The organism is Alphaproteobacteria bacterium (genome assembly GCA_017302575.1).
Classification (GTDB): domain Bacteria; phylum Pseudomonadota; class Alphaproteobacteria; order Rickettsiales; family UBA3002; genus JAFLDD01.
In genome coordinates this window covers 1,525,173-1,548,150 of sequence record JAFLDD010000001.1, presented here as the reverse complement: position 1 = coordinate 1,548,150, position 22,978 = coordinate 1,525,173, and the positions used below count along the sequence as shown (strand labels likewise).

The window sequence follows — 22,978 nt, the reverse complement described above, 5'->3', positions numbered from 1 at the left end:
CCCCCAGATATAGTTGCTTCTTGATTTTTCACCACAATCATTGGGGATTGCTGAGTGTTCAAGCGTAAGCAGCAATCAGTTTCAGATAGTGCCAAGCACTGGTATCAAGACAAGTACCAGCAAGTGTTGGTGCAGCGTAACGTGCTGGCGCTGCTGACCCTTGTCGCGTTGGCGGTATCGCTTATTTCCGTCATCGCCGTTAAGCGCATGGCACCCCTCAAAACCGTTGAGCCTTACCTCCTACAAATTGATGATCGCAGCGGCATCGTCCAATCGGTAAATCCTGCGCAACGCAATGTTTATGCAGCTAGCGAAGTCGTCGACCGCTACTTCGTATCGCGCTACATTTCCTCACGGGAAAGCTATAATTTCAGCATCCTGCGCTACAATTACGATTCCGTTCGCGTGATGAGCGTGCCTAACATTTTCTTTGATTACCGCAGAGCTGTAGACCCAGCAAACCCCAATAGTCTTGCCGCAGTATTCAAAGGCGTTGGTCAGCGCGACGTGAAGTTCGCTTCCATGAGCTACATCCACAATCCACCGCTACCCAACGAAGAAGTGGAAAAAACTCCTGCAAAAATCATGCAAGCGCGCATCATTGTGGTCGATAAGATTCCCGGCTCGTCAGACATTGAGACGCGCTATGTTGTTACGATTACGTTCGAGTATGCTAAGCTGAATCTCAATCAAGAAGAGATGCTGATTAATCCTCTAGGTTTCCAAGTACTGAACTATCAAATTCAGAAGGAGATCAACTAATGCGGCACGTGCTTGCCATGCTTGCATTACTCGTTGTATCCGCGCTAGCGGCGCCTGTTGTCGCGCAACCTGTTGTGAGCGATAGCCGCATCAAAACCTTCGTTTATAATGAAAATGAAGTATTCAACGTGACCACGCATTACGGCTACCAAGCCAATGTCGAATTCGGCAATAAAGAAGAAATTGAGACCGTTTCTGTTGGTGACCGCGTGGGTTGGCAAATTGTTCCTGCTGGCCGCCGCCTCTTCATCCGCGCGATGGAAGAGAAGGCTCACACCAACATGACCATTGTGACCAACAAGCGCGCTTATCAATTCGACCTGCGTTCCAGTGATTCAGATGCCGTGTATGGTAGTGAGGAACTAACCTACGTGGTGCGCTTCTTCTACCCCGAAGAAGGTGGTCTGCCACCTTCGCCGATCACCATTCCAACACAGCAAACCAGCGCGTGGTCAAGCCCTGCAGCACCCGTGCAGCAAGTCATGAGCGCTCCTATGGCACCACCCGTATCGATGATGCCAGCACCCGCACCACAAATCATGAGCGCCCCTGTGCAGACCTATGCGCCACCACCATCGCAACCAATTTACGCTGCACCTGCGGCACCCGCCTATTCAAACTTGCCGTCGCCCGCGTTGCTCAATAAGCCACCTGCGCCTGCTGCGCCCATCGCAACGACTATCGCCAGCTCCCAACCTGCAGCCAACCGCATGAATTATCGCTACACCTACACAGGCCCGAATGAAATCGCGCCCGTAAAAATCTATGATGATGGTCGCGCTACCTACTTCAAATTCCGTGACACGTCTCGTCTACCACGCCTTGCCATCATTAATAGTCGCGGTGAAGAAATCGAAGTGCCCTATCAGCTAAACGCGGAAGGTCTTGCAGTGGTGAATGCCATCGCCCCACAATTCTCGCTGCGCAATAATGGCGCAGAAGTCATGGTCTATAATGAAGCGCAGGTATCCGGATGAATACTGCCGCTCCTCCTCCTCCACCTCCACCACCGATGGATGATCCCTTCACCAGCAATGCTGAGCCAGAAGGCGGTGGTCTAGACACAGGCGCGCCTTCCGTTGCGGCAAGCAAGGGTAAAACCATGATGGTCATGGGCGCACTAGCACTCGTGGCGGTGTATCTTTTATACAGTATCTTTTTTGGCGGCGGCGGCGAAGAAGCGCCCGTCGTAGAGGATGAAAAACCACGACCCATTGCACAGCAGGAGTTTGAACCACCACCTCTTCCGGAAGAACCTCCCGTCCTCGCACCACCACCTATTATTGAAGCGCCACCTGTTCCGCAGCCAACCGTTCTGCCCGCGATTGAGCCAGAGGAAGACAATGCGCTGAAAGCACAAATGCAAGCACGTCAACGCTCGAACATGATGGTCGTGGATGGTGGCAATTCTGCGTTTGGCGGAACCAATGACGCACCAAGCCAAGAAGCGCCCATTGGTGATGACCCCAATAGCGCCTTCGCAGCAGCAGCCATCAACAACAGTAAAGCTGATCAATCGATTGCAACGCGTATTGGTGACTTACGCCGCGTCATTGCTCAGGGTCGGATGATTCAGGCAACCTTGGAAACGGCCATTAATACGGACCTTCCTGCACCGATTCGCGCAGTGGTTTCGCGTGATGTGTATGGTGAAGCGGGCACTAAGCCGCTCATCCCTGTTGGTTCGCGCCTGATTGGTCAATACAACACCAGCGTGACGGGTGGTCAGTCACGCGTATTCGTTATTTGGACGCGCGCTATCCGCCCCGATGGGATTGACGTACAGCTTGGCTCACAAGGCGTTGACCAAATCGGTCAAGCAGGTATCGCTGGACAAGTGGATACGAAATTCCAAGCCATCTTCTCGCGCGCGGTTATGTCGAGCGTTGTGTCTATCGCCTTGGCACTCGCTTCAGATGAAATCAGCCCAGGCGATGGCGAAAGCTCAACTACTTCCTCGACCTTTGGCACGACTCAGTCAGGCGATGCCGCATCCACCGCGACGGTCAACGCCTTGAATCGCTTGGGATCCGTCACCGAGACCTTCATGCAAGGCTTCCTTGATCTTGGGCCAACGATTCTGGTGGATCAGGGCACACAACTGAATGTTTTCGTCAATCGTGACCTGATTTTCCCCGCCGAACTTGTCGGCAGCCAAATCATCAACTAAACTGCTGCCATGTCATTGGCTGCTCTCAACACTTATCTCAAACCTCTTGAACGCCTCTTCGCCGAAGAAGGTATTCAGGAAATCTCTATCAACACGCCTGGTGAAGCGTGGGTCGAGAAGTTCGGCGATATGCGCCACGAAACACTGCCCGAGTTCACGCTTGAGCATTTAAAAGGCCTCGCGCACTTGATTGCTCAGTCCACCAATCAATCCATCAGCGAAGAAAAGCCGCTTCTGTCTGCAACCCTGCCTGGCGGCTACCGTATCCAAATCGTGTTCCCACCTGCTGTTGAGGGCAACACCGTCGCCATGTCGATTCGTAAACAAGCGACGATTCAAATGACGCTGGATGATTATGAGCGCATGGGCGCATTTTCCAACACCAAGACGGGAGCAAAAATCGAAGACGACGCCGACCGTGAGTTGATGGCGCTTTATAACGCAGGCGAAGTAAAGCAGTTCATCATCAAAGCGGTGCAGCATAAAAAGAACATCATCGTATCAGGCGGTACCTCCACAGGTAAGACCACCTTCCTTAACGCCGCGCTGCGCGCTTTGCCATCGCATGAGCGCATCATCACCGTTGAAGATGCGCGCGAAGTGCGCATTGAGAACGTTGCCAACCGCGTGCATCTATTGGCCAGTAAGGGCGGGCAAGGCCGCGCCAAAGTCAGCCAGCAGGATTTGATTGAGGCGTGTTTACGTCTGCGCCCTGACCGCATCATCGTGGGCGAGTTGCGCGGCGCTGAAGCATTCTCCTATCTGCGTGCGGTCAACACAGGTCACCCAGGTTCTATCGCGTCACTTCACGCCGATTCGCCAGCACTCGCGATCGAGCAGCTCATCCTCATGATCATGCAGGCTGACTTAGGTATCACGCGTGAACAGATTAAAGAGTATGTCGAAACCGTTATACAAGTTGTGATTCAGTTGAAGCGCGGCGAAAAAGGCCGCCGCTTCATTTCCGAAATTTACTTCAAGCCAGGTCACTAGCCATGAAGGAACAACTGGATTCGCTGTTCAATAAGCTGATCCTCGCGCTGCTGATATTCATCACGCTTGGCGTGCCAACCTACGGCGGTATTGCGGTTAGTTACGCACTGGGCCATCGCTATGTCAGCGAACGCCAACGCACCGCAATCGCGCCCTATAAATCCTATATTTTGGCAGCGACTAACCCGCTAGGCCTTATCAATGCTTATTACGGACTGCATAAAATGGCGGCTTACTACAAGCAGTTCCCTCAGCACCGCAGCTATTATTTCAACACCGAGTTTGATGCAAAATTTTACGGGCCGCTCGCGGGTAGCTTCCTGCTCGCCTTGTTCACCCTCTTCATGATGCGCGCACCTTTGATGGATTTCCGCCCCGTGCGCAAGAAAGAGAAGATCCACGGTGATGCGAAATGGGCCGATGAAGCAACCATTCGCCGCGCTAAGCTACGTGCCAAAAAAGGCCTGCTCATGGGGCGCACGGGCGTACGCAACTACCTTATTATCGACGACTTCCAACACGTGCTACTCTTCGCACCAACGGGCTCTGGTAAGGGTGTGGGCTTCGTGATCCCGAACCTGCTCTTTTGGGAAGAGTCCGTCGTTGTACACGATATTAAAGGTGAGAACTTCGAGCTCACCTCAGGCTATCGTTTCAATAAATTGAAGCAGACGTGTTTCTACTGGAACCCTGCTGACCCTAACGGTATCTCGCACTGCTATAACCCGCTCGACTGGATTTCCGACAAGCCCGGCCAGATGGTCGATGACGTGCAAAAAATCTGTAACCTCGTATTGCCCGAACAGGAATTCTGGCAGAACGAAGCACGTTCGCTCATGATGGGCGTGATTCTCTATCTCTGCGCGGTTCCAGAAAAAGTAACCTCGTTTGGCGAAGTCGTACGCACCATGCGTTCCGATGACGTAGTCTATAACCTCGCCGTGGTGCTCGACACGATCGGTGGTAAAATTCACCCTGTTGCCTACATGAACATCGCCGCCTTCCTACAAAAAGCCGACAAAGAACGTTCCGGCGTGATTTCAACCCTAAACTCAGGTCTTGAACTGTGGGCCAACCCACTGATTGATACCACCACCGCATCGTCGGACTTCGACCTGCAGACCCTGAAAAAGAAAAAGCAAAGCGTCTATGTCGGCGTAACGCCAGACAACTTGCAGCGCTTGGAGCCCCTGCTCAAAGTATTCTACCAGCAAGCCACCGACTTCATGACCCGCAACATGCCAAAGGCCGACGAGCCACACGGCGTCATGTTCATGATGGACGAGTTCCCGTCACTTGGTGAAATGCCACAATTCCAAATTGGTATCGCCTATTTCCGTGGTTACCGTGTGAAGCTCTTCCTCATCGTTCAGGATACGCAGCAGCTCAAGGGTATTTACGAAGAAGCAGGCATGAACAGCTTCCTCTCCAACAGCTATTACCGTGTGACCTTCTCGGCGAACAACATCGAAACCGCCAACATGATTTCACAGCTCGTGGGCAATAAAACGGCGCAGCAATCTTCGCACAACAAACCGCGCTTCATCGATTTCAACCCCGCATCGCGCACCATGCACGTTTCCGAAACGCAGCGCGCGCTTATCTTGCCACAGGAAGTGATTCAGTTGCCGCGCGACGAAGAGATTATCCTCATCGAGTCATTCCCGCCGGTGAAAGCGAAAAAGATTTTCTACTTCAAGGATTCGTTCTTCACCAAGCGCCTTATGCCACCTTGCCCAATACCAACACAAGAACCTTACGACCCACGCAAGAAGAAGAAAGTAGCAGCAGCGCCGCCTCCACCACCGGCTGATAACAAGCCTGCGGGCGCACCACCTGCAGCGCCACCACCTCCACCACCGCCTCCTGCGGCAAGCGGCACTAAACCTTCTGCTTAAGCGATTTTAGATGGCTGGGTTGCCGGCAGTTCTTTACCAATCAAGTAGGTTTCTAATAACCCGCTATTCAGTCTCATCTCGTTCCACGTATCGAGTGTGAAGCTCAGGCGTGCATAGGCGCAGGTTGGGAATTTCAAGGCAAGCCGCTTGATATCTTGCTCATCTTTAGCGTCATCCATCAACCGCACCACCAACTCATGCATGCCGGGATTGTGGCCAATAATCATGATATGCTGCGCCGTATCGTCGGCCTGCTGCACATAAGCGAGCATTTCTCCCGCGCTTGCTAAGTAAAGCTTATCGGCCAGAATCGTGGGGATAATGGCACCAAGTTGGGCCAGTGTTTCTCGCGTACGCGTCGCGCTGGAACACAAGATAAGCTCGGGCAACATGCGATGTTGCGCCAAATACGCGCCTAGGCGCGCCGCGTCCTCTCGCCCACGGGAGGTCAGGGGGCGCTCTGCGTCCGTTGCATAGGCTTCCGCGTCAGCAGCTTTCGCATGGCGAAGTATGGATAAGGTGCGTTTCAGTCTTGCTCTCCTCGCGCGTCAGGCTACATTACACGGGTAACCTTTCAACACAAGCTGCATTGCATCATGGCATCACGCACGCGCAAACGCACTCCTCTCGTTCCCGCCCCGTCGGAGACGTTGATCCGCGCACATTTTACCAAACCAGAACATCGCTTTTTCAATCGCGAAATTTCATGGCTGTCCTTTAATACCCGCGTATTGGAAGAGGCGATGAACCCGCACTTGCCGTTACTGGAGCGGGTCAGGTTCCTCTCTATATCCGCAGCAAACCTTGACGAATTCTACATGGTGCGCGTGGCGGGGTTGAAGGACAATCTAGACCAAGGCATTCATACGCCGTCGCCTGATGGTCTCACCACCAAGCAACAGTTAGACCGCGTCAACGAGGCAGCAGCCGCGCTGATCCACAAGCAACAGCAATGCTGGATTCATCTGCAAAAACTATTAGCGAAGGAACAGATTCGCATCATCACTGCGAAAGACCTCTCACGCAGTGATAAGGTCTGGTTACGCAGTTATTTTGAAAAGAATATTTTCCCTATTCTTACGCCTATCGCGGTGGACCCTGCGCACCCCTTCCCCTTCGTACCTAATCTCGGCATTGTGCAGCTCTACGCGCTACAGCCACCCAAAAAGAAGAGCAAAAAAATGCTCGCAATGGTGCAGTTTCCGCCCACGCAAGGCCGCTTTGTAAAACTGGAAACAGGCAAAGGCACACGCTTCATGCTGCTGGGTGATGTGATCGAGCTTTTCATTGATCTACTCTTCCCAAAATACACGCTGCTGAATGCGGGCGTATTCCGTATCGTGCGCGATAGCGACGTCGAGGTCGAAGAGGAAGCAGAAGACTTAATGCGCTATCTCGACAAAGCCGTCAAACAGCGCCGCTATGGGCGTATTGTGCGCCTCAAAGCCAGTAAGGGCGCAACAGCAGAGCTCATCAAATTCATGTGCGAGCATTTGCCAGCCGAGCGCGAGGATGTCATCGAGATTGAGGGTATGGTTGGGCTAGCACAGGTCAGTGAAATTTATGACACACCGCGTCCCGACCTGAAATTCTCGCCCTTCAAGGTGCGATTCCCCGAGCGCATCAACGACTATGGTGGTGATTGTTTTGCAGCGATTGAGGCGAAAGATATTGTCATCCACCACCCGTATGAATCCTTTGATGTGGTGGTCAAATTCATTGAGCAGGCGGCCGCCGACCCGAACGTTATTTCGATTAAACAGACACTCTACCGCACGAGCGCCGACTCACCGATTGTCAAAGCACTCATTCGTGCGGCTGAATCTGGCAAAACGGTTACTGCCCTAGTGGAACTCAAAGCGCGCTTTGATGAAGAAGCCAATATGCGCTGGGCACGCGACATGGAGCGCGCAGGCGTACAAGTCGTCTTCGGTTTCGTGAATATGAAGACGCACGCCAAAGTATCACTCGTCGTGCGGCGCGTTGGCAAAACCATGAAAACCTACGCGCATTTTGGCACGGGCAACTACCACCCTAATACCGCCAAAGTCTATGCGGATTTATCCTTCTTCACATGTAACCCCGACCTCTGTCAGGACGCTGGGTACGTATTTAATTACGTCACGGGCTATGCCAAACCCCTCACCTTCAAGAAGCTTGGCGTGGCGCCGCTACACATGCGCAATAAGCTCTATAAACTGATTCGCGAAGAAATGGCGCATGCGCGTGCAGGACGCCCTGCCGCTATCTGGGCGAAGATGAACTCGCTCATCGACCCCGAGATGATTGATGCGCTCTATGCTGCATCCCAAGCGGGGGTACAGATTGAACTTGTCGTGCGTGGTATTTGCGGTATCAAGCCAGGCATCAAGGGCTTCTCAGAAAATATTCGGGTGCGCAGCATGGTTGGCAGGTTCTTGGAGCATGGCCGTATGGTGGCATTTGGTGCGGGGCATGGCTTACCATCCCCCAAAGCCAAGCTCTTTATTTCTTCTGCCGACTGGATGACGCGCAATCTCGACCGCCGCATCGAACTGCTGATTCCCATCACCAATACGACCGTACATGCACAAATTCTTGACCAGATTTTCGTCGCCAATTTGAAAGACGAGCGCCAAAGTTGGGTGCTCAGTGCAAATGGCGAGTATCACCGCATCACCAACGACCCCAACGCGTTTGCTGCACATGATTACTTCATGACCAACCCGTCACTTTCAGGGCGTGGTAAAGCACTGCAAAAAATTGGCCAGCCCGAAACACCCATCGCTGCTGCCGCCAAGAAAAAGAAGCGTAATTAGCCATGGTCATTAAATATAACACCGCCACTGCCGATCACCCCAAAGGGTTGATTGGTATTATCGATATTGGCTCCAACTCCGTGCGCATGGTGGTCTATCACGCCCTTAAGCGCGTGCCACTTCCCGTATTTACCGAAAAATATATGTGCGCATTAGGCAAAGGGTTGGCCCGTACTGGGCGGCTTAATCCTGATGGGGTGAAGTCCGCCCGCATCGCAATGGCGCGCTTCATGGCTATGGCAGGAAGGCTTGAGTTAGCCAGTCTTGATATTCTCGCCACCGCCGCCGTACGTGACGCGGAAGACGGTAAAAAATTCGTGGCCGAACTGACCAAAGAATTTGGCATAACCATCAATGTGATTAGCGGCGAACGCGAAGCCGAACTAGCGGCGCAGGGTATTATCGCCTCCGTGCACGAACCGCTTGGCATCTCTGCCGACCTAGGTGGTGGCTCGATGGAGCTAGCCTCTGTCGAACGCCATAAAATTGGCCTAACGACAAGCTGTAGGCTGGGCTCACTTCGTATTCTCGATAGCAGCGAAGGCAAAACTAAAGCGATGGAAGAATTTATTAAGCGTGAGCTTAAAGCGATTCCATGGCTTAAAAACGCACACCCACATTGCCTGTATGCCATTGGCGGCGGCTTCCGTACCATTGCCAAACTCCATATGAAGAAAACGCGCTATCCGCTCGACATTGTGCATGAATACACCATGTCGAAACGCGCCATCTCGCAGTTGCTTGAGAAACTGGTAAGCCTCAATGCTTCGGAAATTGCTGCACTTCCAGGCGTCTCCACCAAGCGCGCACCAACCATGATTCCCACCGCACTGGTGCTGCAACAATTGCTCGATATGACAGGCGCACCAGAAGTGATGTTCTCCGTGAGTGGTATTCGTGAAGGATTTTTCTATGACCTGCTCAATCCCAAACTCCAACAGGAAGACGCGCTCATTGCCTCAGCAATGGATTTAGCCGCATTGATTGGGCGAGGTGGCCGTTATGCGCAAGAGCTTTACGAGTGGACACAACCACTCTTTACCAACGAGCCCATCGGCTGGCGCCGCCTGCGCTTCGCGCTATGCACCCTATCGGAACTCGCTTGGAGCATCGACCCTAATTTCCGCGCCGAATGGGCGTATCACCGCATTATCCAATCCTCACTCAAGGGACTAGACCATAAAGAACGTCTGATGCTCGCATTAGCGCTCTATCACCGCTACCAAACCAAGTGGAAGTCCGAACGGGACGAAATGAAACTGCTCGATGAGCGTGAACGTTTATGGGCGCGCTGTGTGGGCCTGTCAGCAAACCTAGCATTCCAGCTCTCGGCGGGTAAGGCGGGCAATCTGCACCATGCGGATATCCGCTTATCGGATGGACGCATTTATCTATCACTCGACAAAGAGGCTAACCCTCTGCGCACCGAAACCGTTGAAAAGAGACTCGACGGATTGGGTGAAGCATTCAAGGCTTTCTCCAACTTTGTCATATAGCGCCTACGCGATACTTCCTCGACACCGAACTGCTTGAGATGCTCATTCACATACTGTGTATCAAGCAACATATAGTGCGCCTCACGCAACACCTCAACAAGCGTCACCAGCGCAATTTTGCTCGCCTCACTCACGCGCGAGAACATGCTTTCACCAAAGAATGCACCACCCAATGAAACCCCGTATAGCCCGCCAACCAGTTGTTTCCCGTCCCACACTTCCACGCTATGCGCATGGCCTAACGCATGTAGATCACAATAGGCTTCGATGATGGTCTGGCTAATCCACGTTTCTTTGCGATCAGGGCGCTGTTCGGCGCAAGCCTTCATGACTGCACGAAAAGCACGATCAACCGTCACGGTGAAATGGTGCGACTTCATCACCCGCTTCAGTCCACGCGGAACATTAAAATCATCAAGCGGCAGTACACCACGTGCACTGGGGTGGAACCATTCAATCTCTTCTGCGTCTTGCGATGGCGCCATGGGAAAGTACCCATTGGCATAAGCTAGCAGCAAAGTTTCAGCGTTAAGCGCCTGCACTACTTCACCAGCTTGGCGAGTGTATCGATAGCCAAGGCATAGCCTTGCGCACCTTTGCCGCAAATCGTCTCCCTCGCCACCGACTCGATATAGGAATGATGACGAAACGGCTCGCGGGTTTTGGGGTCACTAATATGCACCTCGATAATCGGCAGATTAACAGCCTTTAGCGCATCATGTAGTGCAACTGATGTGTGCGTATAACCGCCCGCATTAATGATGATACCAGCATGGTTGGTCCGCGCTTCCTGCACCCAATCAATTAGCTCGCCTTCATGATTACTCTGGCGAAAATCAACCGTCAGGCCGTGTTTTTGTGCCGTGTTCACGCATAACGTCTCAATATCGGCAAGCGTGGTGGTGCCATAAATTTCTGGCTCACGCACACCTAATAGGTTGAGATTGGGACCATTTAAGACTAAGAGTTTTGCAGTCATGATAAAGGCTTAGCAAACTTATGGGAACGCAGCAACTCAGCATCACACTCAATGGCGAGCCACGCGCCATCACCGCTTCCACTGTGGCCGATTTGGTGCAGGAATTGGGCGTGGATATCCGCCAAATTGCTGTTGAACATAACCGCACGATTCTTGCGCGCCCCAATTACGTCAACACCGCGATCCAGCATGGAGACACCATCGAGATCGTCAGCTTCATTGGCGGTGGTTAATGCTACCAAGCGATCCGCTTATTATTGCAGGCCGCACCTATTCTTCGCGCTTACTCGTGGGCACGGGCAAATATAAAACCATGCACGAAACCAAAGCAGCGATTGAAGCATCGGGCGCACAAATCGTAACGGCTGCGTTACGCCGCGTCGATTTAAGTTCCGTTAAAGACGAAAAGCTGCACGACGCGATTGATCCGCAAAAATATACGTATCTGCCCAATACCGCAGGCTGCTACACTGCCGAAGAAGCACTGCGCACCCTAAGACTCGCCCGCGAACTGGGTGGGTGGACACTGGTCAAACTCGAAGTGATTGGCGATAAGCAGAGCCTGCTCCCGAACATGGAGGAAACGCTCAAAGCCGCACCGCTTTTGGTAAAAGACGGGTTCGACGTGATGGTCTATACGCTAGATGACCCTGCGCTATGCAAAGAACTGGAAGCGCGCGGCTGCTGCGCTATCATGCCACTTGCTGCACCCATTGGTTCTGGCCTTGGCATCACCAACCCTTCCAATATTCGCCGCATTGTCGAACAATCAGACGTTCCAGTATTCGTTGATGCTGGCATTGGTTGCCCGAGCGACGCTGTTCAAGCCATGGAATTAGGTTGCGACGGTGTGCTGATGAACACTGCCATCGCCGAAGCAAAAGACCCCGTATTAATGGCCCGCGCGATGCGGCAGGCAGTAGAAGCAGGAAGATTAGGATATTTAGCAGGGCGAATGCAAACGCGAGCACATGCCAGCCCTTCTTCACCAATAGACGGAATAATCTAGAGAACGCCCAGCTCTTTAAGCTGCTTTTCAACTGAATCGAGCGTGAGTGGTTTGGCAAGAAACCCATTCGCGCCCGCTTCCAACACTGTTGCTAGATTCGCATCACGTTCCTTAGCGGAACAGATAATCACTTTAAGATCCTGCAAACGCTCGTCCTGCCGCAGTCGTGTTAGATAATCAACGCCATCCATTTGTGGCATCATCCAATCCAGTAACACTACGTCAAACTGTTCGACCAGCAACATCGCTGCTGCTTCATCAGCAGCGCTGACTTCTTCTGCAACGAACCCTAAATCTTCCATGATAAACCGCGCCACCATGCGGTTATTGACGTTATCATCTACCACTAAACATTTTTTCATAACTAACCCATTTTGCGTATTAATTGATGCAAGGAACGTACGAGCTCTTCAGCAATCTCACGACCCGTTTCCTTAATCTTTTGATTAAAGATAACCGCAATAGCATCAATATGCTTACGCACCACCATCATACCGCTTTCATCAACAACAGGATGCTGCGTCAGGTAGTCGACAAGCATCTTGCCAACTTCGCTACCCAAATCATAGCCGAAGGTGCCCGCCTGTGTTTTAATGGCATAGGCAGCCGTTAATAGTAAGTGATGTGCCGTTGGGTCCGTTGGGCGTTTTTTAAGCTCGCCATAAGCTTCTTCCAGCTTAGCAATATCGTCGCGCACCCACTCAACAAACTCATTAGCCGCTTCCTGAATAGCTTCTTGGCCTTCAGCAATCACCCGATCATTGAGAATATCTTGCGCAGTAACATCCGCACCAACATGCTGCTTCATTTCGACATTAGGCGGCAAGAACGCTACCAGACCCAGCAAATCACTACCACTATCCATGACCATGTCGGGCAACTCTTTGCCGGCAGAAAGCCGCTCTCTCACTAGTGAACGTCGTTCACGACCACCAGGTGGTGTTGGCCTTTTGCGTCTGCGACATGGGCCCGCATAAATCGGTGCATCGACAAAGATACGCGGATAATCAATCACCTTAATAATGCGATCAGACAGCGTCTTGGCATTAAACGGTTTCACCAAAAATTCGGTAATCCCAGAATCACGCGCCAACTGCACATCGTCTTTTTCTGCCTTACCCGTAAGCATGATGATCGGAATGTCGCGACGCATACGCTTGGCGCGTTTCGCACGGCGAATAGCGCGCACCATATCTATTCCATCTACAGGGCTCATGTTCCATTCGGTAATGAGCAACTCAAAACTGCGCTCATCAAGCGCATCAATTGCTTTAGCACCACTATCAACCATCTCAACTTTACGAAAACCAAAGTTGAACAACACGCGGCGCACTAAATCCGCTACGCGCAAATCACGATCGGCAACCAGCACGCGGATATTCGCAAAGCGAATCCGCATGTCTTCTTGGCTTAAATGGATATTCGTTGTCTTAGACCGCATGGGAAACCCACTCACGCGCTAAGGGCAGCGTAATGGCACGCCCTGATTCCAGTGCCTTACTATCAAGCCACGCGGCCGCATGATGCGCCGATGCATAGGAACGTTCCATGCGCGCCACGATATAGGTAATCACTTCTGGTGCAACTCGAATTTGTCTATCCGCAAAATGCTTACTTAATAATGCACCTAGCAGTGACTCGTTGGGCGCAGTTAGCTCAAGCGCCACCATCGCGCTTAGCCGCGAATGCAAGTCTGGCAAGCGCACTTTTAGCCGTGCGGGAGCCTCAGGCATGGTCACGAGCAGTGCGTGGTTTTGTGCACGGCAATGATTGATGAGCTGCGCTAATGCCGCCTCATCATTCCAGCCATCTACCACCAATAAGGGTGCACGCGCCGCAAGGGTTGCTGCGTCCACAGTTCCTAATTCTTGCGTTACGTAAAAGCCGCCATGCTTCTGCACCATACGCTGCGCAAGATGGGTTTTGCCAGACGCAGGTGGCCCATAAAGCGCCATCACTGGCTCTGGCCAATTCGGAAATTGGTCAAGCACCTCTACCGCATGACGATTAGCATCACCTACAATATAATCCTCGGCTGCATAGCTTACTGCACCAGTAAACGGCATGACTAATTGTGAAACAGGTGTCGTCATACAGTCGTATAGAACGGGCATTCTAAATAGCGGCCAACGGCAAAACGCACCAATACACCAATAACGGCCGTAATGGGCACCGCGAGCAATACGCCTGCAAAACCAAGCAGCACCGCACCCGCCAACATACCAAACACCATCCATAACGGATGCAAGCCAACGCGATCACCAATCACTTTTGGTGTCAGGATTTGTGACTCCAAAATCTGCCCGACCATGTAAATACCAATGACCGACAGCGTCTGCCACTCAAGACCGAAATGCATATAGGAAATGCCTACCGCCAATACCGTGCTCACCAACGTCCCCACATACGGAATGATAATGAATAAGCCTGCAATCAGCGCCAAAATAAGCGAGAACGGAATGCCGATAATGCTAAGCGTCAGCGCATAGTAAATGGTTAGCATCACCATTACCAATACCTGCCCACGCAGATAGCCCGACAAGGTGCTGTCGATCAGCACAACTTGCTCACGAATCGTTGCAGCATGTGCACGCGGTAATAGACGATCGATACTTGCCACCATCTTGTCCCAATCGCGCAGCAAATAAAAACATACAATCGGTGTAATCAGCAACATGGAGGCCAGATTTAGAGCCGCCGCACTCGACACCATCACGCTTTTAAGCACGTCCGTTGCTGCTGCCAGCGTTTGTTGCGCAAGCTCGGAGGACTGAATATCACCCTTCTGCCCCAACAACTCAAGAATAGGCGCGCCATGATGCTTCATGGCCAGTTGCGCTTCGCGCAGCAAATCAGGAATGGAGGTGAGCACGCCCGCCAACTGATGGTACAGCAACGGCCCCAGCCACATGATAATCGATGCCAGCGCCACAAAGAACGTAACCGTAACCGTTGCCGTCGCACAGATACGTGAGAATTTTGCACGCTCCAGCCTATCGACCAACGGGTCAAACAAATAGGCCACCATCATGCCCACGACGAAAGGCAGTAAAATTGGTCTGATGGATTGTAGAAAAACAATGAACAGAGCAATAACCGTTGCCCAGAAAATCAGTGTAATTAAGCGCGAACGCCCTGTCGTTGAAATGCTCATAGTTGCCTCAATGAAATCGTCCAGCCTTCGGCGTTAGGGCGCACGAAAATCGCCGATTTCTCTAAGTGTTTTCGCAATCTTCTCTCGTTACCGTCATAATACAGCCTGCCATCCACATGCTGCAAAGTAACTGATGGTACCTCGAGCTGAATGAAGCCAGGGTAGCTGCGCAGCGCCGCCTGCATATCACCATATTCTTTCATGGTGATAAAGCTGAACGTAACGGGCAACTGCGCCGCCTGCTCCATCATTTTGCGCTCTTCAATCGAGATAGAGGCAGCAAGGTCTGTCGCAATTTGTGCAATCGTATTGACTGCATCTTGCACACGGCTTGACTCTTCTTGCTCTTTATCCTTGGGCGTCAAACTAACGCGTTCTAATTTCACACCGCGATCGGTCAAGCGTCTGAGTAGAATATCCGTAGGGTCAGTCGTTCCCTTTAATCCCGTTCTAACAACCGCAATCATTACCTCATTAGCACCATAGCGCTCAAACAAGCTTTTCATTTCATCATACTCAATGGTCAGGATGTTATTATAATCCACGACGCGCAAATCCTCAGGGTCGCCCACTGGAATAATCACGGAGCCCTTACCCATTTTAAGGCTTTGTGATTTGAGGGTTTCCGTAAGCGGATTACGTTTTTCCCACAACAAAGGGCGCTCGCCGTCCATATAGACACCCAGCACCATCACGCCGCGTCGACGAAATTGTGGTTCTGGATTTTCCTCGGGCAGACCCAGCACCTTGCGCAACGGCGTATCAACGATACTGACCTTGATTTCAGCATACGTGACATCGTCCTTACGTTGGGTTCGCACCACCGTATATCCACGAATCATCTCTTTGATTTCAGCTTCTGAAAGCTTGGTAAGCTGGGCCTCAACTTGCTGCGCCCCCAGCTTGCGCGCCAACATATAAAGCGCACGCTTCTTGGCATAATCAACGGCCTTGGCCTCGGCCCCACTTCTGAGCGAATCAATCCCCACACCAATGACCCGAATCTCATGCAAAGCGGCGTGGGCGGGCATCGCCGCCGCACAAACAAGCATCATCATTGCGCAAGCTCGTTGCAAAAAGCCTACGAATGGGTTAGTTCTGCGCGAAGTTTTTATAATCATTGCCTAAAGGTTAGCCCAAGTGAACGCATCCCGCAATCAGCGATATAAAGAAGCCGGTGTCGATATTGACGCAGGTAATGCCCTCGTCGAGCGCATTAAACCTATGGCAAAAGCCACAAAACGCCCTGGTGTGCTGGGCGGTTTGGGCGGCTTTGGCGCATTATTTGACCTGAAAGGCGCGGGCTTTAAAGACCCCCTTTTGGTTTCCACGACCGACGGGGTAGGCACTAAATTGAAGCTCGCACAGGAAATGAACCTGCATAGCACCATCGGTATGGATCTGGTGGCCATGTGCGTGAACGACCTGATTGTTCAGGGTGCAACACCGCTTTTCTTCCTCGATTATTTTGCAACAGGCGCGCTCGATGTGGATGCAGCAAGTGATGTGATTTCTGGCATCGCCGAAGGCTGTGCATTAGCAGGCTGCGCGTTGGTAGGCGGCGAAACCGCCGAAATGCCCGGTATGTATGCCAAAGGTGACTATGACTTGGCGGGCTTTGCCGTAGGCGCTGTGGAGCGCGACATGTTGCTGCCTCGCAATGACATTCAAGACGGTGATGTGCTGATCGGCATCGCATCATCTGGCGTGCATTCCAATGGCTACTCACTCGTGCGCAAAATCGTCAAAGACTCCAAAGTCGCCATGACCGACGACGCACCATTCGAGACCGAACATCGCTCGCTTGGCGGCGCACTGCTTGAGCCAACACGCATCTATGTGAAATCATTGTTGCCCCTTCTTGCTGCGCAAAAAGTGAAAGCCATGGCGCATATCACAGGCGGTGGGTTGAGCGAAAACCTCCCACGTGTATTGCCAGAAAATCTCGCCGCACATATCGACCTTGAGCGTTGGGATATGCCATCTGTATTCAAATGGCTCATGGCGGCTGGAGATGTCGACGCGTCCGAAATGTTGCGAACCTTCAATTGCGGTATCGGCATGATTTTGGTCGTCGCTAAGGACGATGCGGCGCATGTCCTGAGCGCACTAGAAAGCACGGGAGAACTGGCCGGCGAAATCGGTAGCCTGATGAAACAGACGGGCGAGCGTGTAACCTATTCGGGTAATCTATGCGACTAAAAGTCGCGGTGCTGATTTCTGGTAATGGCAGCAATCTGCAAGCCTTGATGGACGCGACAAAACCTCCCAATTACCCCGCAGAAATTGTTCTGGTGCTTTCGAATAAAGCGGATGCTTATGGTCTAGAACGCGCAAAAAAAGCCGGCGTCCCTACTGTTGTCATCTCACACAAAGATTTTCCCGACCGCGAAACGTTTGATCGTACGATGGATGCTGAACTCAGAAAGCATGGTGTAGAGTTTTTATGCCTCGCGGGTTTTATGCGCATTCTCTCGCCATGGTTCACGCGTGAATGGGCTGGCAAAGCCATCAACATCCACCCATCACTTTTACCCGCCTATAAAGGCACCGACACGCATAAGCGGGTATTAGAAGCGCGTGAACAAAAACACGGCTGCACCGTGCATTGGGTTACAGAAGAGCTCGATAGCGGCGCGATTATCGCACAATCCGCATTATACGTGATGCCGAACGATACGGCGGAAACACTGCAACAGCGCGTCCATGCGCTAGAACACGCGCTTTATCCCGAAGCATTGAAGAAAGTAGTAAAAAGGAACCCTGCGTAGCGCCGAAGTGGCGCGAGCCGCTTGCGGCGGGGGTAAGCGAAGCGAAGGGGGCAAAGAGCCCCCTTCATATTATTACCCAACAATCTCTTCTGGTTTGAAGAAGAAGTTGATTTCGGTCTTGGCGTTTTCCAACGAATCCGAACCATGCACCGAGTTGCGCTCGATCGACTCAGCGAACATTTTGCGCACGGTACCTTCTGCTGCGTTTGCAGGGTTGGTTGCGCCCATCACGTCACGGTGATGTGCCACGGCATTCTCGCCCTCAAGCACCTGAACCACAACTGGTGCGGTGATCATGTAGTCTACCAGCTCACCATAGAATGGGCGCTCTTTGTGAACGATGTAGAATTGCTCGGCCTGAGCGCGGCTGAGGTGAATACGTTTTTGCGCCACAATGCGCAGACCCGACTTCTCGAATACAGCGTTGATAGCGCCCGTAAGGTTGCGCTCGGTCGCGTCAGGTTTCAAAATCGAGAGTGTGCGTTCTTTAGCCATTTTATTACTCCTGCAGGCGTTAAATTTGGCGCTTCGTTAGAGCATAGTTTATTGGATTGCAAGGTTTTTATAGGGTTGCAAGGCTGAAAAGGATTGGATAGGTTGCCCAGCAATCAAGAATAATAAAACACGTCAACTACCGGCAAGCCCAATGAAACACGTTTTGGCCAGCATTCTGGCGCTTTTAGCGCTAACTGCGTGCGATACCACCGCATCGCTGAAGGATTTGCGCAATGTCGCGCCCAATAAGGACGTGTATTACGCCACGCTTGCCACCCACTATCAGGATTACGCCGAGGCTGAGCTGAAGGTCTATGACTGGTGGTCATCTAAATATTTCGCAGATAAGGGCCTTCTTGCCGCCTACGGCAAAGATGTAAAGCCAGAAAATCCCGATTATTGGGATATCGATGAAGGGCAATTGCGCACACTCCGCGCCGCACGCGAAGTGCTCATGGCCTCGCTGACCGAGGATATGAAACGCCAAAAACCCCGTGAAGCTGCCAACGCGGTAGCGCTCTATGATTGCTGGGTTGAAAACCAAGAAGAAGGTTGGGAAACAGAGGCAATTGAAACCTGCCGCGATGGCTTCTATGAAGCGCTCGGCAAGCTCGAAATCACGCCCGACGGCAAAGTGTCTGATGCTAAAGATCCCGCGCCTGTGCCTGTTGAAACCACCTCGTCGATCCTCTATTTCCCTTTCGATGATGACCGCCTAACCGATCTCGCTTATGAGGCGTTGAACGAACTGATCGACTATGTAAAATCAAGCGGCGATGCGAAGGTCGTACTCAATGGCCACGCGGATCGTTCCGGTAGTGATACATATAATTTCACACTCTCTGAACGCCGTTCACGCTTCGTACTCGACCAGTTACTTGCAGCAGGTATCGATCCAGGGCGCATCAGCTATTTTGCGTTTGGCGAAACCGACCCACAAGTACCTACCGAAGATGGTGTGAAAGAACCCGCCAACCGCCGCGTAGAGATCTTTATCGAATGAGCTTGGAGATTATCCAGTCGCATCTGCTCGTCGTGGTGATTGGATACCTCATCAGCCTCTGTTTCGGCTCAAGTTTGCGCCATTCTATTGGCCTGCCGCTACGTCGCTTCGTCCATAGTCGCATTCGCACGCTTGGTGAACGCCTCAATAAACGCAGCATTGCCACCCGCGTCTGGCGCGGCCTTATTTTACTCGTGCTACTCATGGTTCCATGCCTCGCATTAGATTGGTTTTTGGGAAGCGCTGGCTTGTTTGCAGGCATTATCATTGCGCTTAGCGCAGACCTCCAACCAAGTTTGTGGCATGGCTGGGTAGCTGTAAGCGCAGGCAAAGTGCGTGATGAAAGACGTCTCGCCAGCGCCACTTCGGCACTAGCACTTGAACCACAAAGCGCACCTGACCATCACGGCACATTACGCCTTATCATACTCGGTCTGATTCACCATTTCACGATTGTGCTCGTGGGCGGCGCCTTCTGGTTTGCGTTGTTGGGTCTTAAAGGCATGCTGTGCTACTACATGCTAGCCGTTGCCTCACATTACTTTCGTGATAGCGAACAAGATTGGAAAGCGTTCGGCTGGGCAGCAGGTCGTTGCTTTACCTTGGTCGACGCCGTGCCATCGTTACTGAGTATCGCGTTACTCTTTCTTGCCAGTATATTTGTTCCTAAAGCCAAACCCTTTGCAGCGCTATCTGCCTATGCGCGCGCCACGGATGAACACCATGCCTATGCTGTTGCCGCAGCGTTGAAAATTGGCCTTGGCGGGCCGCGTGTGGTGAATGGAAAAATCCATCAAACGCCATGGATTGGTGATGGGACTGCACGGCTAGAGGCCACTGATCTCGCACGCTTCATGACACTTTTTACCATCGCCCTCTTCGAATTCGCAGTATTATTGTTATTTATCATAAACTTATAACGAACTCCGAGTAATGCAAAAATTGCATGGCTTAGCGCCTTGCGCTATGCTTCTGTCACACAATCTTCATAAGTCTCAAGGTGTTTTGAACCGTCCGCTACGTTAGAATGAAAAGCGTAGGAAAAGGATGTTGGATGCAAGAAAACGCACCTACAGTAAATGAGACTACCGCGCCGCAATCGCCGCCACCTCCGGCGGGTTTGCCTCCTTACGCACGTCCAACTTCGGGCATGAACCCGATGCACTCCAAGACAGAGTCTACACTCGCACCCACGTCAGAATTTACGCGCTTGCTACTACTCGCGCTTGTTAGTCGTTACGTATTCCGTGGTGCGCTAGGCTTAGCATTCGCCAAGAAAGTGGATGCTGCAACCACCGCAGGCAAAGGAATCGGTGGATGGATTGAGAAGGCGCGCGTAAGTATTCTAAACACCGCAGGTTTTGGCGGACGCTTCATTCAGCGAAAATTATTTCCCAAAGTACCGCTCGATGAACTAGAGGCCGCAACCTACACAGGCGCGCTTGGTCTGGGCAGTGGTGCCCTCACATTGCAATACAGCCAAATGGTGCGCAACGACATCATGAATATGTTCAGTGAGTCGGTAGGATATGAATTTGGTAAAAGCCCAGACACAGTAACATTCCAAGACATTGAGCGCAGTCAAAACATGATCGTCAAAGCGACCGTGAAAAACTACCGCGACAAAATGTCCGAGCGCTTATTGGTGGATGGATTGTTTGTAGGCGCTATCCCGTTCCGCAATGGCCATCTAGCCGATTTGCTGTTGGGTGTGAAAGGTGCGCAGGCACTTAGCGAAACATGGAAGCGTAAGTCGACGATGTTTGAAGACTTAGTGACCTTCGTGAATAACAAAATTAATCCGCGCAATGGCCTTGGCCAGCCAGTTACCGTCGGCGAGATTTTCGATCTCTATCAACATTATAATGAGCAGTTTAACCCGCAGCGCATGTTCTCGAACGTGGTTGAGCGCGGCACAGGCGAAGGCGCCGTATGGGCAGATAGTCAGGTAATTTTCAAACGCGTCGCTGAGCTAATGAACCTCACCTATGCATATAAACACGAGAACCTTCTCGATGCACAAGGACAAGTAATTCCTCAGGCGAATTTCCCGTTACCTAAATTCGTTTACATGCTCGGTCACGACTTGATCGATACGCGCAATCCAAAAACGACATTGGCCTATATTGAGGTCGCTAACCGTTATGGCATGGAAGCAGTAAAGGACATGCAAACAGAGTTGGCGAAAGGCACGACTCTTGAATCGCTACTCGAACGCTATCCTGTTGTAGAAAAAAATATTGTGGCCGCTACACAAGCGCCTGTCAGCGAATCACCCAATAGCATCACGAAGGGCAACCACCCAGATCAGGCGCTCGACACGCCACGCTCAACGATCAGCACGCACGAGCTTCGTAATGCTGAAGTGATCGCGCCAGAAGCCGCGCACATCGCTACTCTGTAATCCGCAAATTACTAACCGTTGTCAGAATGGAATTGAAGGTTGTTGATAATGTTGCAGCATCTGGCGCAATAAAGAAATACTGCCCTTCATTCGTACCAGGCGCACCCGTCGCACAACTGCTCATCAAACTGCGCACACCCGCATTAGCCGCAACCGTACTTCCAAAAGCGATGGTGAATACAACAATACCTTGTGCTTTGAAATCTGCACAATTTTGCAGCGTTTGATTATCGGAAGATACGGTATTATTGACGCCGTCCGTCAGCCACACCACCGTGCGCACTACGTCATTTCGCATGGACTGTACGAATCCAGCACGGCTAGCCGCATACCCGAACGCCGTTCCACTGTTTGTGCCGCCTACAGCACGCATGGCGTTAATTTCAGAGGTAACAGTGCCGCGATTCTCCGTAAGTGGTAGCGTGTCAGCACCAGCACCTGGAGGCACGCCTGCATCATATGGCACTAGGGCGATGCGGTTGGCAGTATTGCCATCAGGCAATAAATTGGTCGCAATGTTTAACGCCGAGTTACGCAGTGCGGCGATACGCGTTTGTCCACCGCCCGCATCGGCTAATCCCATGGATCCAGAATTATCCAGGATCATGATAAGATCATAGCTATTACCTGTGGTGGTCGAGCTGCTGGCAATGCGCGTCCGGCCCGTACTCACAACCGTATTAATACCCAAAAGACTCACAAACCGCGTAGGGACATCTGCCGTTGCCGTCACTAAAATATCACCGTTCGATATGGAGACAGCAGGGTTGGGCCGCGCAATACCCATATATCCATTAGGGAAATTCAGTGCAAAATAACGCCGTCCTGCTGCTTCTTTTTCTGCCTGCGTTGCGTCGCTCGGCATCGTTGCTGCAGCAATCGCCCCTGCATCAGAAGCTTGTTGCAATTTTGAACGCACTAACTGTTGACGCCCCAAATCGATCGCTGCACCTGATACGGCCGTGAGCGTTAAAATCATCAATCCCGCGATGATCAGAACACTACCGTCATTAGACCCAATAAATTGCTTCAAGAAACGTTTCATA

At 51.9% G+C, this 22,978-nt stretch carries 24 protein-coding genes; 14 read left to right on the top strand and 10 right to left on the bottom strand.

Annotation, left to right across the window (positions count from 1 at the left end):
* The first annotated feature begins 54 nt into the window (after nucleotides 1–54).
* The 5 genes from J0M34_07925 (at nucleotide 55) to J0M34_07905 (ending at nucleotide 5,823) form a co-directional block, all read left to right on the top strand.
* Nucleotides 55–762, top strand: coding sequence for a type IV secretion system protein (locus J0M34_07925; protein ID MBN8544176.1), 708 nt, complete (start codon nucleotides 55–57; stop codon nucleotides 760–762).
* Nucleotides 762–1,739 carry a TrbG/VirB9 family P-type conjugative transfer protein gene (locus J0M34_07920; protein ID MBN8544175.1) on the top strand — a complete coding sequence of 326 codons (978 nt, stop codon included), beginning with the start codon at nucleotides 762–764 and terminating at the stop codon, nucleotides 1,737–1,739. The genes J0M34_07925 and J0M34_07920 overlap by 1 nt, the downstream gene beginning before the upstream one ends.
* Nucleotides 1,736–2,932 (top strand): TrbI/VirB10 family protein, encoded by a 1,197-nt coding sequence (locus J0M34_07915; protein ID MBN8544174.1) that lies wholly within the window; start codon nucleotides 1,736–1,738, stop codon nucleotides 2,930–2,932. Before J0M34_07920 ends, J0M34_07915 begins: the two co-directional genes overlap by 4 nt.
* A 9-nt stretch (nucleotides 2,933–2,941) precedes the next feature.
* Entirely contained in the window at nucleotides 2,942–3,925 is a 984-nt protein-coding gene (virB11, locus tag J0M34_07910) for a P-type DNA transfer ATPase VirB11 (protein ID MBN8544173.1), read from the top strand.
* Nucleotides 3,926–4,149: 224 nt separating this feature from the next.
* Nucleotides 4,150–5,823, top strand: coding sequence for a type IV secretory system conjugative DNA transfer family protein (locus J0M34_07905; protein MBN8544172.1), 1,674 nt, complete (start codon nucleotides 4,150–4,152; stop codon nucleotides 5,821–5,823).
* Here the strand turns inward: J0M34_07905 and J0M34_07900 are convergent.
* The gene (locus tag J0M34_07900; GenBank protein ID MBN8544171.1) at nucleotides 5,820–6,353 is read right to left on the bottom strand and encodes a histidine phosphatase family protein; all 534 of its coding nucleotides are present in this window, start codon (nucleotides 6,351–6,353) and stop codon (nucleotides 5,820–5,822) included. The genes J0M34_07905 and J0M34_07900 overlap by 4 nt on opposite strands.
* Before the next feature lie 66 nt (nucleotides 6,354–6,419).
* Here J0M34_07900 and J0M34_07895 point away from each other — a divergent pair, with 66 nt between their 5' ends.
* Together J0M34_07895 and J0M34_07890 are read left to right on the top strand one after the other, a co-directional pair.
* Complete coding sequence (locus tag J0M34_07895; protein MBN8544170.1) at nucleotides 6,420–8,621, top strand: RNA degradosome polyphosphate kinase; 2,202 nt, start codon at nucleotides 6,420–6,422, stop codon at nucleotides 8,619–8,621.
* A gap of 2 nt (nucleotides 8,622–8,623) precedes the next feature.
* On the top strand, nucleotides 8,624–10,117 hold the full coding sequence (locus J0M34_07890) for a Ppx/GppA family phosphatase (GenBank protein MBN8544169.1): 1,494 nt from the start codon (nucleotides 8,624–8,626) through the stop codon (nucleotides 10,115–10,117).
* Here J0M34_07890 and J0M34_07885 read toward each other — a convergent pair.
* Nucleotides 10,009–10,659: a leucyl/phenylalanyl-tRNA--protein transferase gene (locus tag J0M34_07885; protein ID MBN8544168.1), complete on the bottom strand. Its 651-nt coding sequence runs from the start codon at nucleotides 10,657–10,659 to the stop codon at nucleotides 10,009–10,011. The genes J0M34_07890 and J0M34_07885 overlap by 109 nt on opposite strands.
* Nucleotides 10,659–11,096, bottom strand: a complete 438-nt coding sequence (gene aroQ / locus J0M34_07880; GenBank protein MBN8544167.1) for a type II 3-dehydroquinate dehydratase — start codon at nucleotides 11,094–11,096, stop codon at nucleotides 10,659–10,661. The genes J0M34_07885 and aroQ overlap by 1 nt, the downstream gene beginning before the upstream one ends.
* A 20-nt stretch (nucleotides 11,097–11,116) precedes the next feature.
* Here aroQ and thiS point away from each other — a divergent pair, with 20 nt between their 5' ends.
* Together thiS and J0M34_07870 are read left to right on the top strand one after the other, a co-directional pair.
* A complete protein-coding gene (gene thiS / locus J0M34_07875) occupies nucleotides 11,117–11,329 on the top strand; it encodes a sulfur carrier protein ThiS (GenBank protein ID MBN8544166.1) in 213 nt (70 codons plus the stop codon).
* On the top strand, nucleotides 11,329–12,105 hold the full coding sequence (locus J0M34_07870; GenBank protein ID MBN8544165.1) for a thiazole synthase: 777 nt from the start codon (nucleotides 11,329–11,331) through the stop codon (nucleotides 12,103–12,105). Before thiS ends, J0M34_07870 begins: the two co-directional genes overlap by 1 nt.
* Here the strand turns inward: J0M34_07870 and J0M34_07865 are convergent.
* Genes J0M34_07865 through J0M34_07845 form a run of 5 tightly spaced genes read right to left on the bottom strand, consistent with a single transcriptional unit; the run spans nucleotide 12,102 to nucleotide 16,317 of the window.
* Complete coding sequence (locus J0M34_07865) at nucleotides 12,102–12,467, bottom strand: response regulator (protein MBN8544164.1); 366 nt, start codon at nucleotides 12,465–12,467, stop codon at nucleotides 12,102–12,104. The two genes, J0M34_07870 and J0M34_07865, sit on opposite strands and share 4 nt — an antisense overlap.
* A gap of 2 nt (nucleotides 12,468–12,469) precedes the next feature.
* Complete coding sequence (locus tag J0M34_07860; protein MBN8544163.1) at nucleotides 12,470–13,546, bottom strand: response regulator; 1,077 nt, start codon at nucleotides 13,544–13,546, stop codon at nucleotides 12,470–12,472.
* Nucleotides 13,536–14,198, bottom strand: coding sequence for a DNA replication protein (locus tag J0M34_07855; protein MBN8544162.1), 663 nt, complete (start codon nucleotides 14,196–14,198; stop codon nucleotides 13,536–13,538). Before J0M34_07855 ends, J0M34_07860 begins: the two co-directional genes overlap by 11 nt.
* A complete protein-coding gene (locus J0M34_07850; protein MBN8544161.1) occupies nucleotides 14,195–15,259 on the bottom strand; it encodes an AI-2E family transporter in 1,065 nt (354 codons plus the stop codon). Before J0M34_07850 ends, J0M34_07855 begins: the two co-directional genes overlap by 4 nt.
* Nucleotides 15,256–16,317, bottom strand: a complete 1,062-nt coding sequence (locus tag J0M34_07845; protein MBN8544160.1) for a DUF2066 domain-containing protein — start codon at nucleotides 16,315–16,317, stop codon at nucleotides 15,256–15,258. Before J0M34_07845 ends, J0M34_07850 begins: the two co-directional genes overlap by 4 nt.
* A gap of 82 nt (nucleotides 16,318–16,399) precedes the next feature.
* Between J0M34_07845 and J0M34_07840 the strand changes: the two genes are divergently transcribed.
* Both J0M34_07840 and J0M34_07835 read left to right on the top strand, forming a co-directional pair.
* On the top strand, nucleotides 16,400–17,461 hold the full coding sequence (locus J0M34_07840) for a phosphoribosylformylglycinamidine cyclo-ligase (protein ID MBN8544159.1): 1,062 nt from the start codon (nucleotides 16,400–16,402) through the stop codon (nucleotides 17,459–17,461).
* Complete coding sequence (locus tag J0M34_07835) at nucleotides 17,452–18,030, top strand: phosphoribosylglycinamide formyltransferase (protein ID MBN8544158.1); 579 nt, start codon at nucleotides 17,452–17,454, stop codon at nucleotides 18,028–18,030. The genes J0M34_07840 and J0M34_07835 overlap by 10 nt, the downstream gene beginning before the upstream one ends.
* 72 nt (nucleotides 18,031–18,102) lie before the next feature.
* Here J0M34_07835 and ndk read toward each other — a convergent pair whose 3' ends face one another.
* Nucleotides 18,103–18,525, bottom strand: a complete 423-nt coding sequence (gene ndk / locus J0M34_07830; GenBank protein ID MBN8544157.1) for a nucleoside-diphosphate kinase — start codon at nucleotides 18,523–18,525, stop codon at nucleotides 18,103–18,105.
* Between the two features lie 151 nt (nucleotides 18,526–18,676).
* On the opposite strand from ndk, the gene J0M34_07825 reads away from it, so the two are divergent.
* The 3 genes from J0M34_07825 (at nucleotide 18,677) to J0M34_07815 (ending at nucleotide 21,932) form a co-directional block, all read left to right on the top strand.
* Entirely contained in the window at nucleotides 18,677–19,528 is an 852-nt protein-coding gene (locus J0M34_07825; GenBank protein MBN8544156.1) for an OmpA family protein, read from the top strand.
* A complete protein-coding gene (locus tag J0M34_07820; protein MBN8544155.1) occupies nucleotides 19,525–20,448 on the top strand; it encodes a cobalamin biosynthesis protein in 924 nt (307 codons plus the stop codon). Before J0M34_07825 ends, J0M34_07820 begins: the two co-directional genes overlap by 4 nt.
* 134 nt (nucleotides 20,449–20,582) lie before the next feature.
* Nucleotides 20,583–21,932, top strand: a complete 1,350-nt coding sequence (locus tag J0M34_07815) for a hypothetical protein (protein MBN8544154.1) — start codon at nucleotides 20,583–20,585, stop codon at nucleotides 21,930–21,932.
* On the opposite strand, the gene J0M34_07810 is transcribed toward J0M34_07815, so the two are convergent.
* Nucleotides 21,922–22,977 (bottom strand): VWA domain-containing protein, encoded by a 1,056-nt coding sequence (locus J0M34_07810; protein ID MBN8544153.1) that lies wholly within the window; start codon nucleotides 22,975–22,977, stop codon nucleotides 21,922–21,924. The genes J0M34_07815 and J0M34_07810 overlap by 11 nt on opposite strands.
* Between the last annotated feature and the right edge of the window lies 1 nt (nucleotide 22,978).

Coding starts and splice junctions, on each gene's coding strand:
- J0M34_07855 (MBN8544162.1), bottom strand. CDS start 14,198: ATGACGACACCTGTTTCACAATTAGTCATGCCGTTTACTGGTGCAGTA.
- thiS (MBN8544166.1), top strand. CDS start 11,117: ATGGGAACGCAGCAACTCAGCATCACACTCAATGGCGAGCCACGCGCC.
- J0M34_07895 (MBN8544170.1), top strand. CDS start 6,420: ATGGCATCACGCACGCGCAAACGCACTCCTCTCGTTCCCGCCCCGTCG.
- J0M34_07890 (MBN8544169.1), top strand. CDS start 8,624: ATGGTCATTAAATATAACACCGCCACTGCCGATCACCCCAAAGGGTTG.
- J0M34_07820 (MBN8544155.1), top strand. CDS start 19,525: ATGAGCTTGGAGATTATCCAGTCGCATCTGCTCGTCGTGGTGATTGGA.
- aroQ (MBN8544167.1), bottom strand. CDS start 11,096: ATGACTGCAAAACTCTTAGTCTTAAATGGTCCCAATCTCAACCTATTA.
- J0M34_07905 (MBN8544172.1), top strand. CDS start 4,150: ATGGCGGCTTACTACAAGCAGTTCCCTCAGCACCGCAGCTATTATTTC.
- J0M34_07825 (MBN8544156.1), top strand. CDS start 18,677: ATGAAACACGTTTTGGCCAGCATTCTGGCGCTTTTAGCGCTAACTGCG.
- J0M34_07835 (MBN8544158.1), top strand. CDS start 17,452: ATGCGACTAAAAGTCGCGGTGCTGATTTCTGGTAATGGCAGCAATCTG.
- J0M34_07815 (MBN8544154.1), top strand. CDS start 20,583: ATGCAAGAAAACGCACCTACAGTAAATGAGACTACCGCGCCGCAATCG.
- J0M34_07810 (MBN8544153.1), bottom strand. CDS start 22,977: ATGAAACGTTTCTTGAAGCAATTTATTGGGTCTAATGACGGTAGTGTT.
- J0M34_07920 (MBN8544175.1), top strand. CDS start 762: ATGCGGCACGTGCTTGCCATGCTTGCATTACTCGTTGTATCCGCGCTA.
- J0M34_07850 (MBN8544161.1), bottom strand. CDS start 15,259: ATGAGCATTTCAACGACAGGGCGTTCGCGCTTAATTACACTGATTTTC.
- J0M34_07870 (MBN8544165.1), top strand. CDS start 11,329: ATGCTACCAAGCGATCCGCTTATTATTGCAGGCCGCACCTATTCTTCG.
- J0M34_07915 (MBN8544174.1), top strand. CDS start 1,736: ATGAATACTGCCGCTCCTCCTCCTCCACCTCCACCACCGATGGATGAT.
- J0M34_07865 (MBN8544164.1), bottom strand. CDS start 12,467: ATGAAAAAATGTTTAGTGGTAGATGATAACGTCAATAACCGCATGGTG.
- ndk (MBN8544157.1), bottom strand. CDS start 18,525: ATGGCTAAAGAACGCACACTCTCGATTTTGAAACCTGACGCGACCGAG.
- J0M34_07845 (MBN8544160.1), bottom strand. CDS start 16,317: ATGATGATGCTTGTTTGTGCGGCGGCGATGCCCGCCCACGCCGCTTTG.
- J0M34_07860 (MBN8544163.1), bottom strand. CDS start 13,546: ATGCGGTCTAAGACAACGAATATCCATTTAAGCCAAGAAGACATGCGG.
- virB11 (MBN8544173.1), top strand. CDS start 2,942: ATGTCATTGGCTGCTCTCAACACTTATCTCAAACCTCTTGAACGCCTC.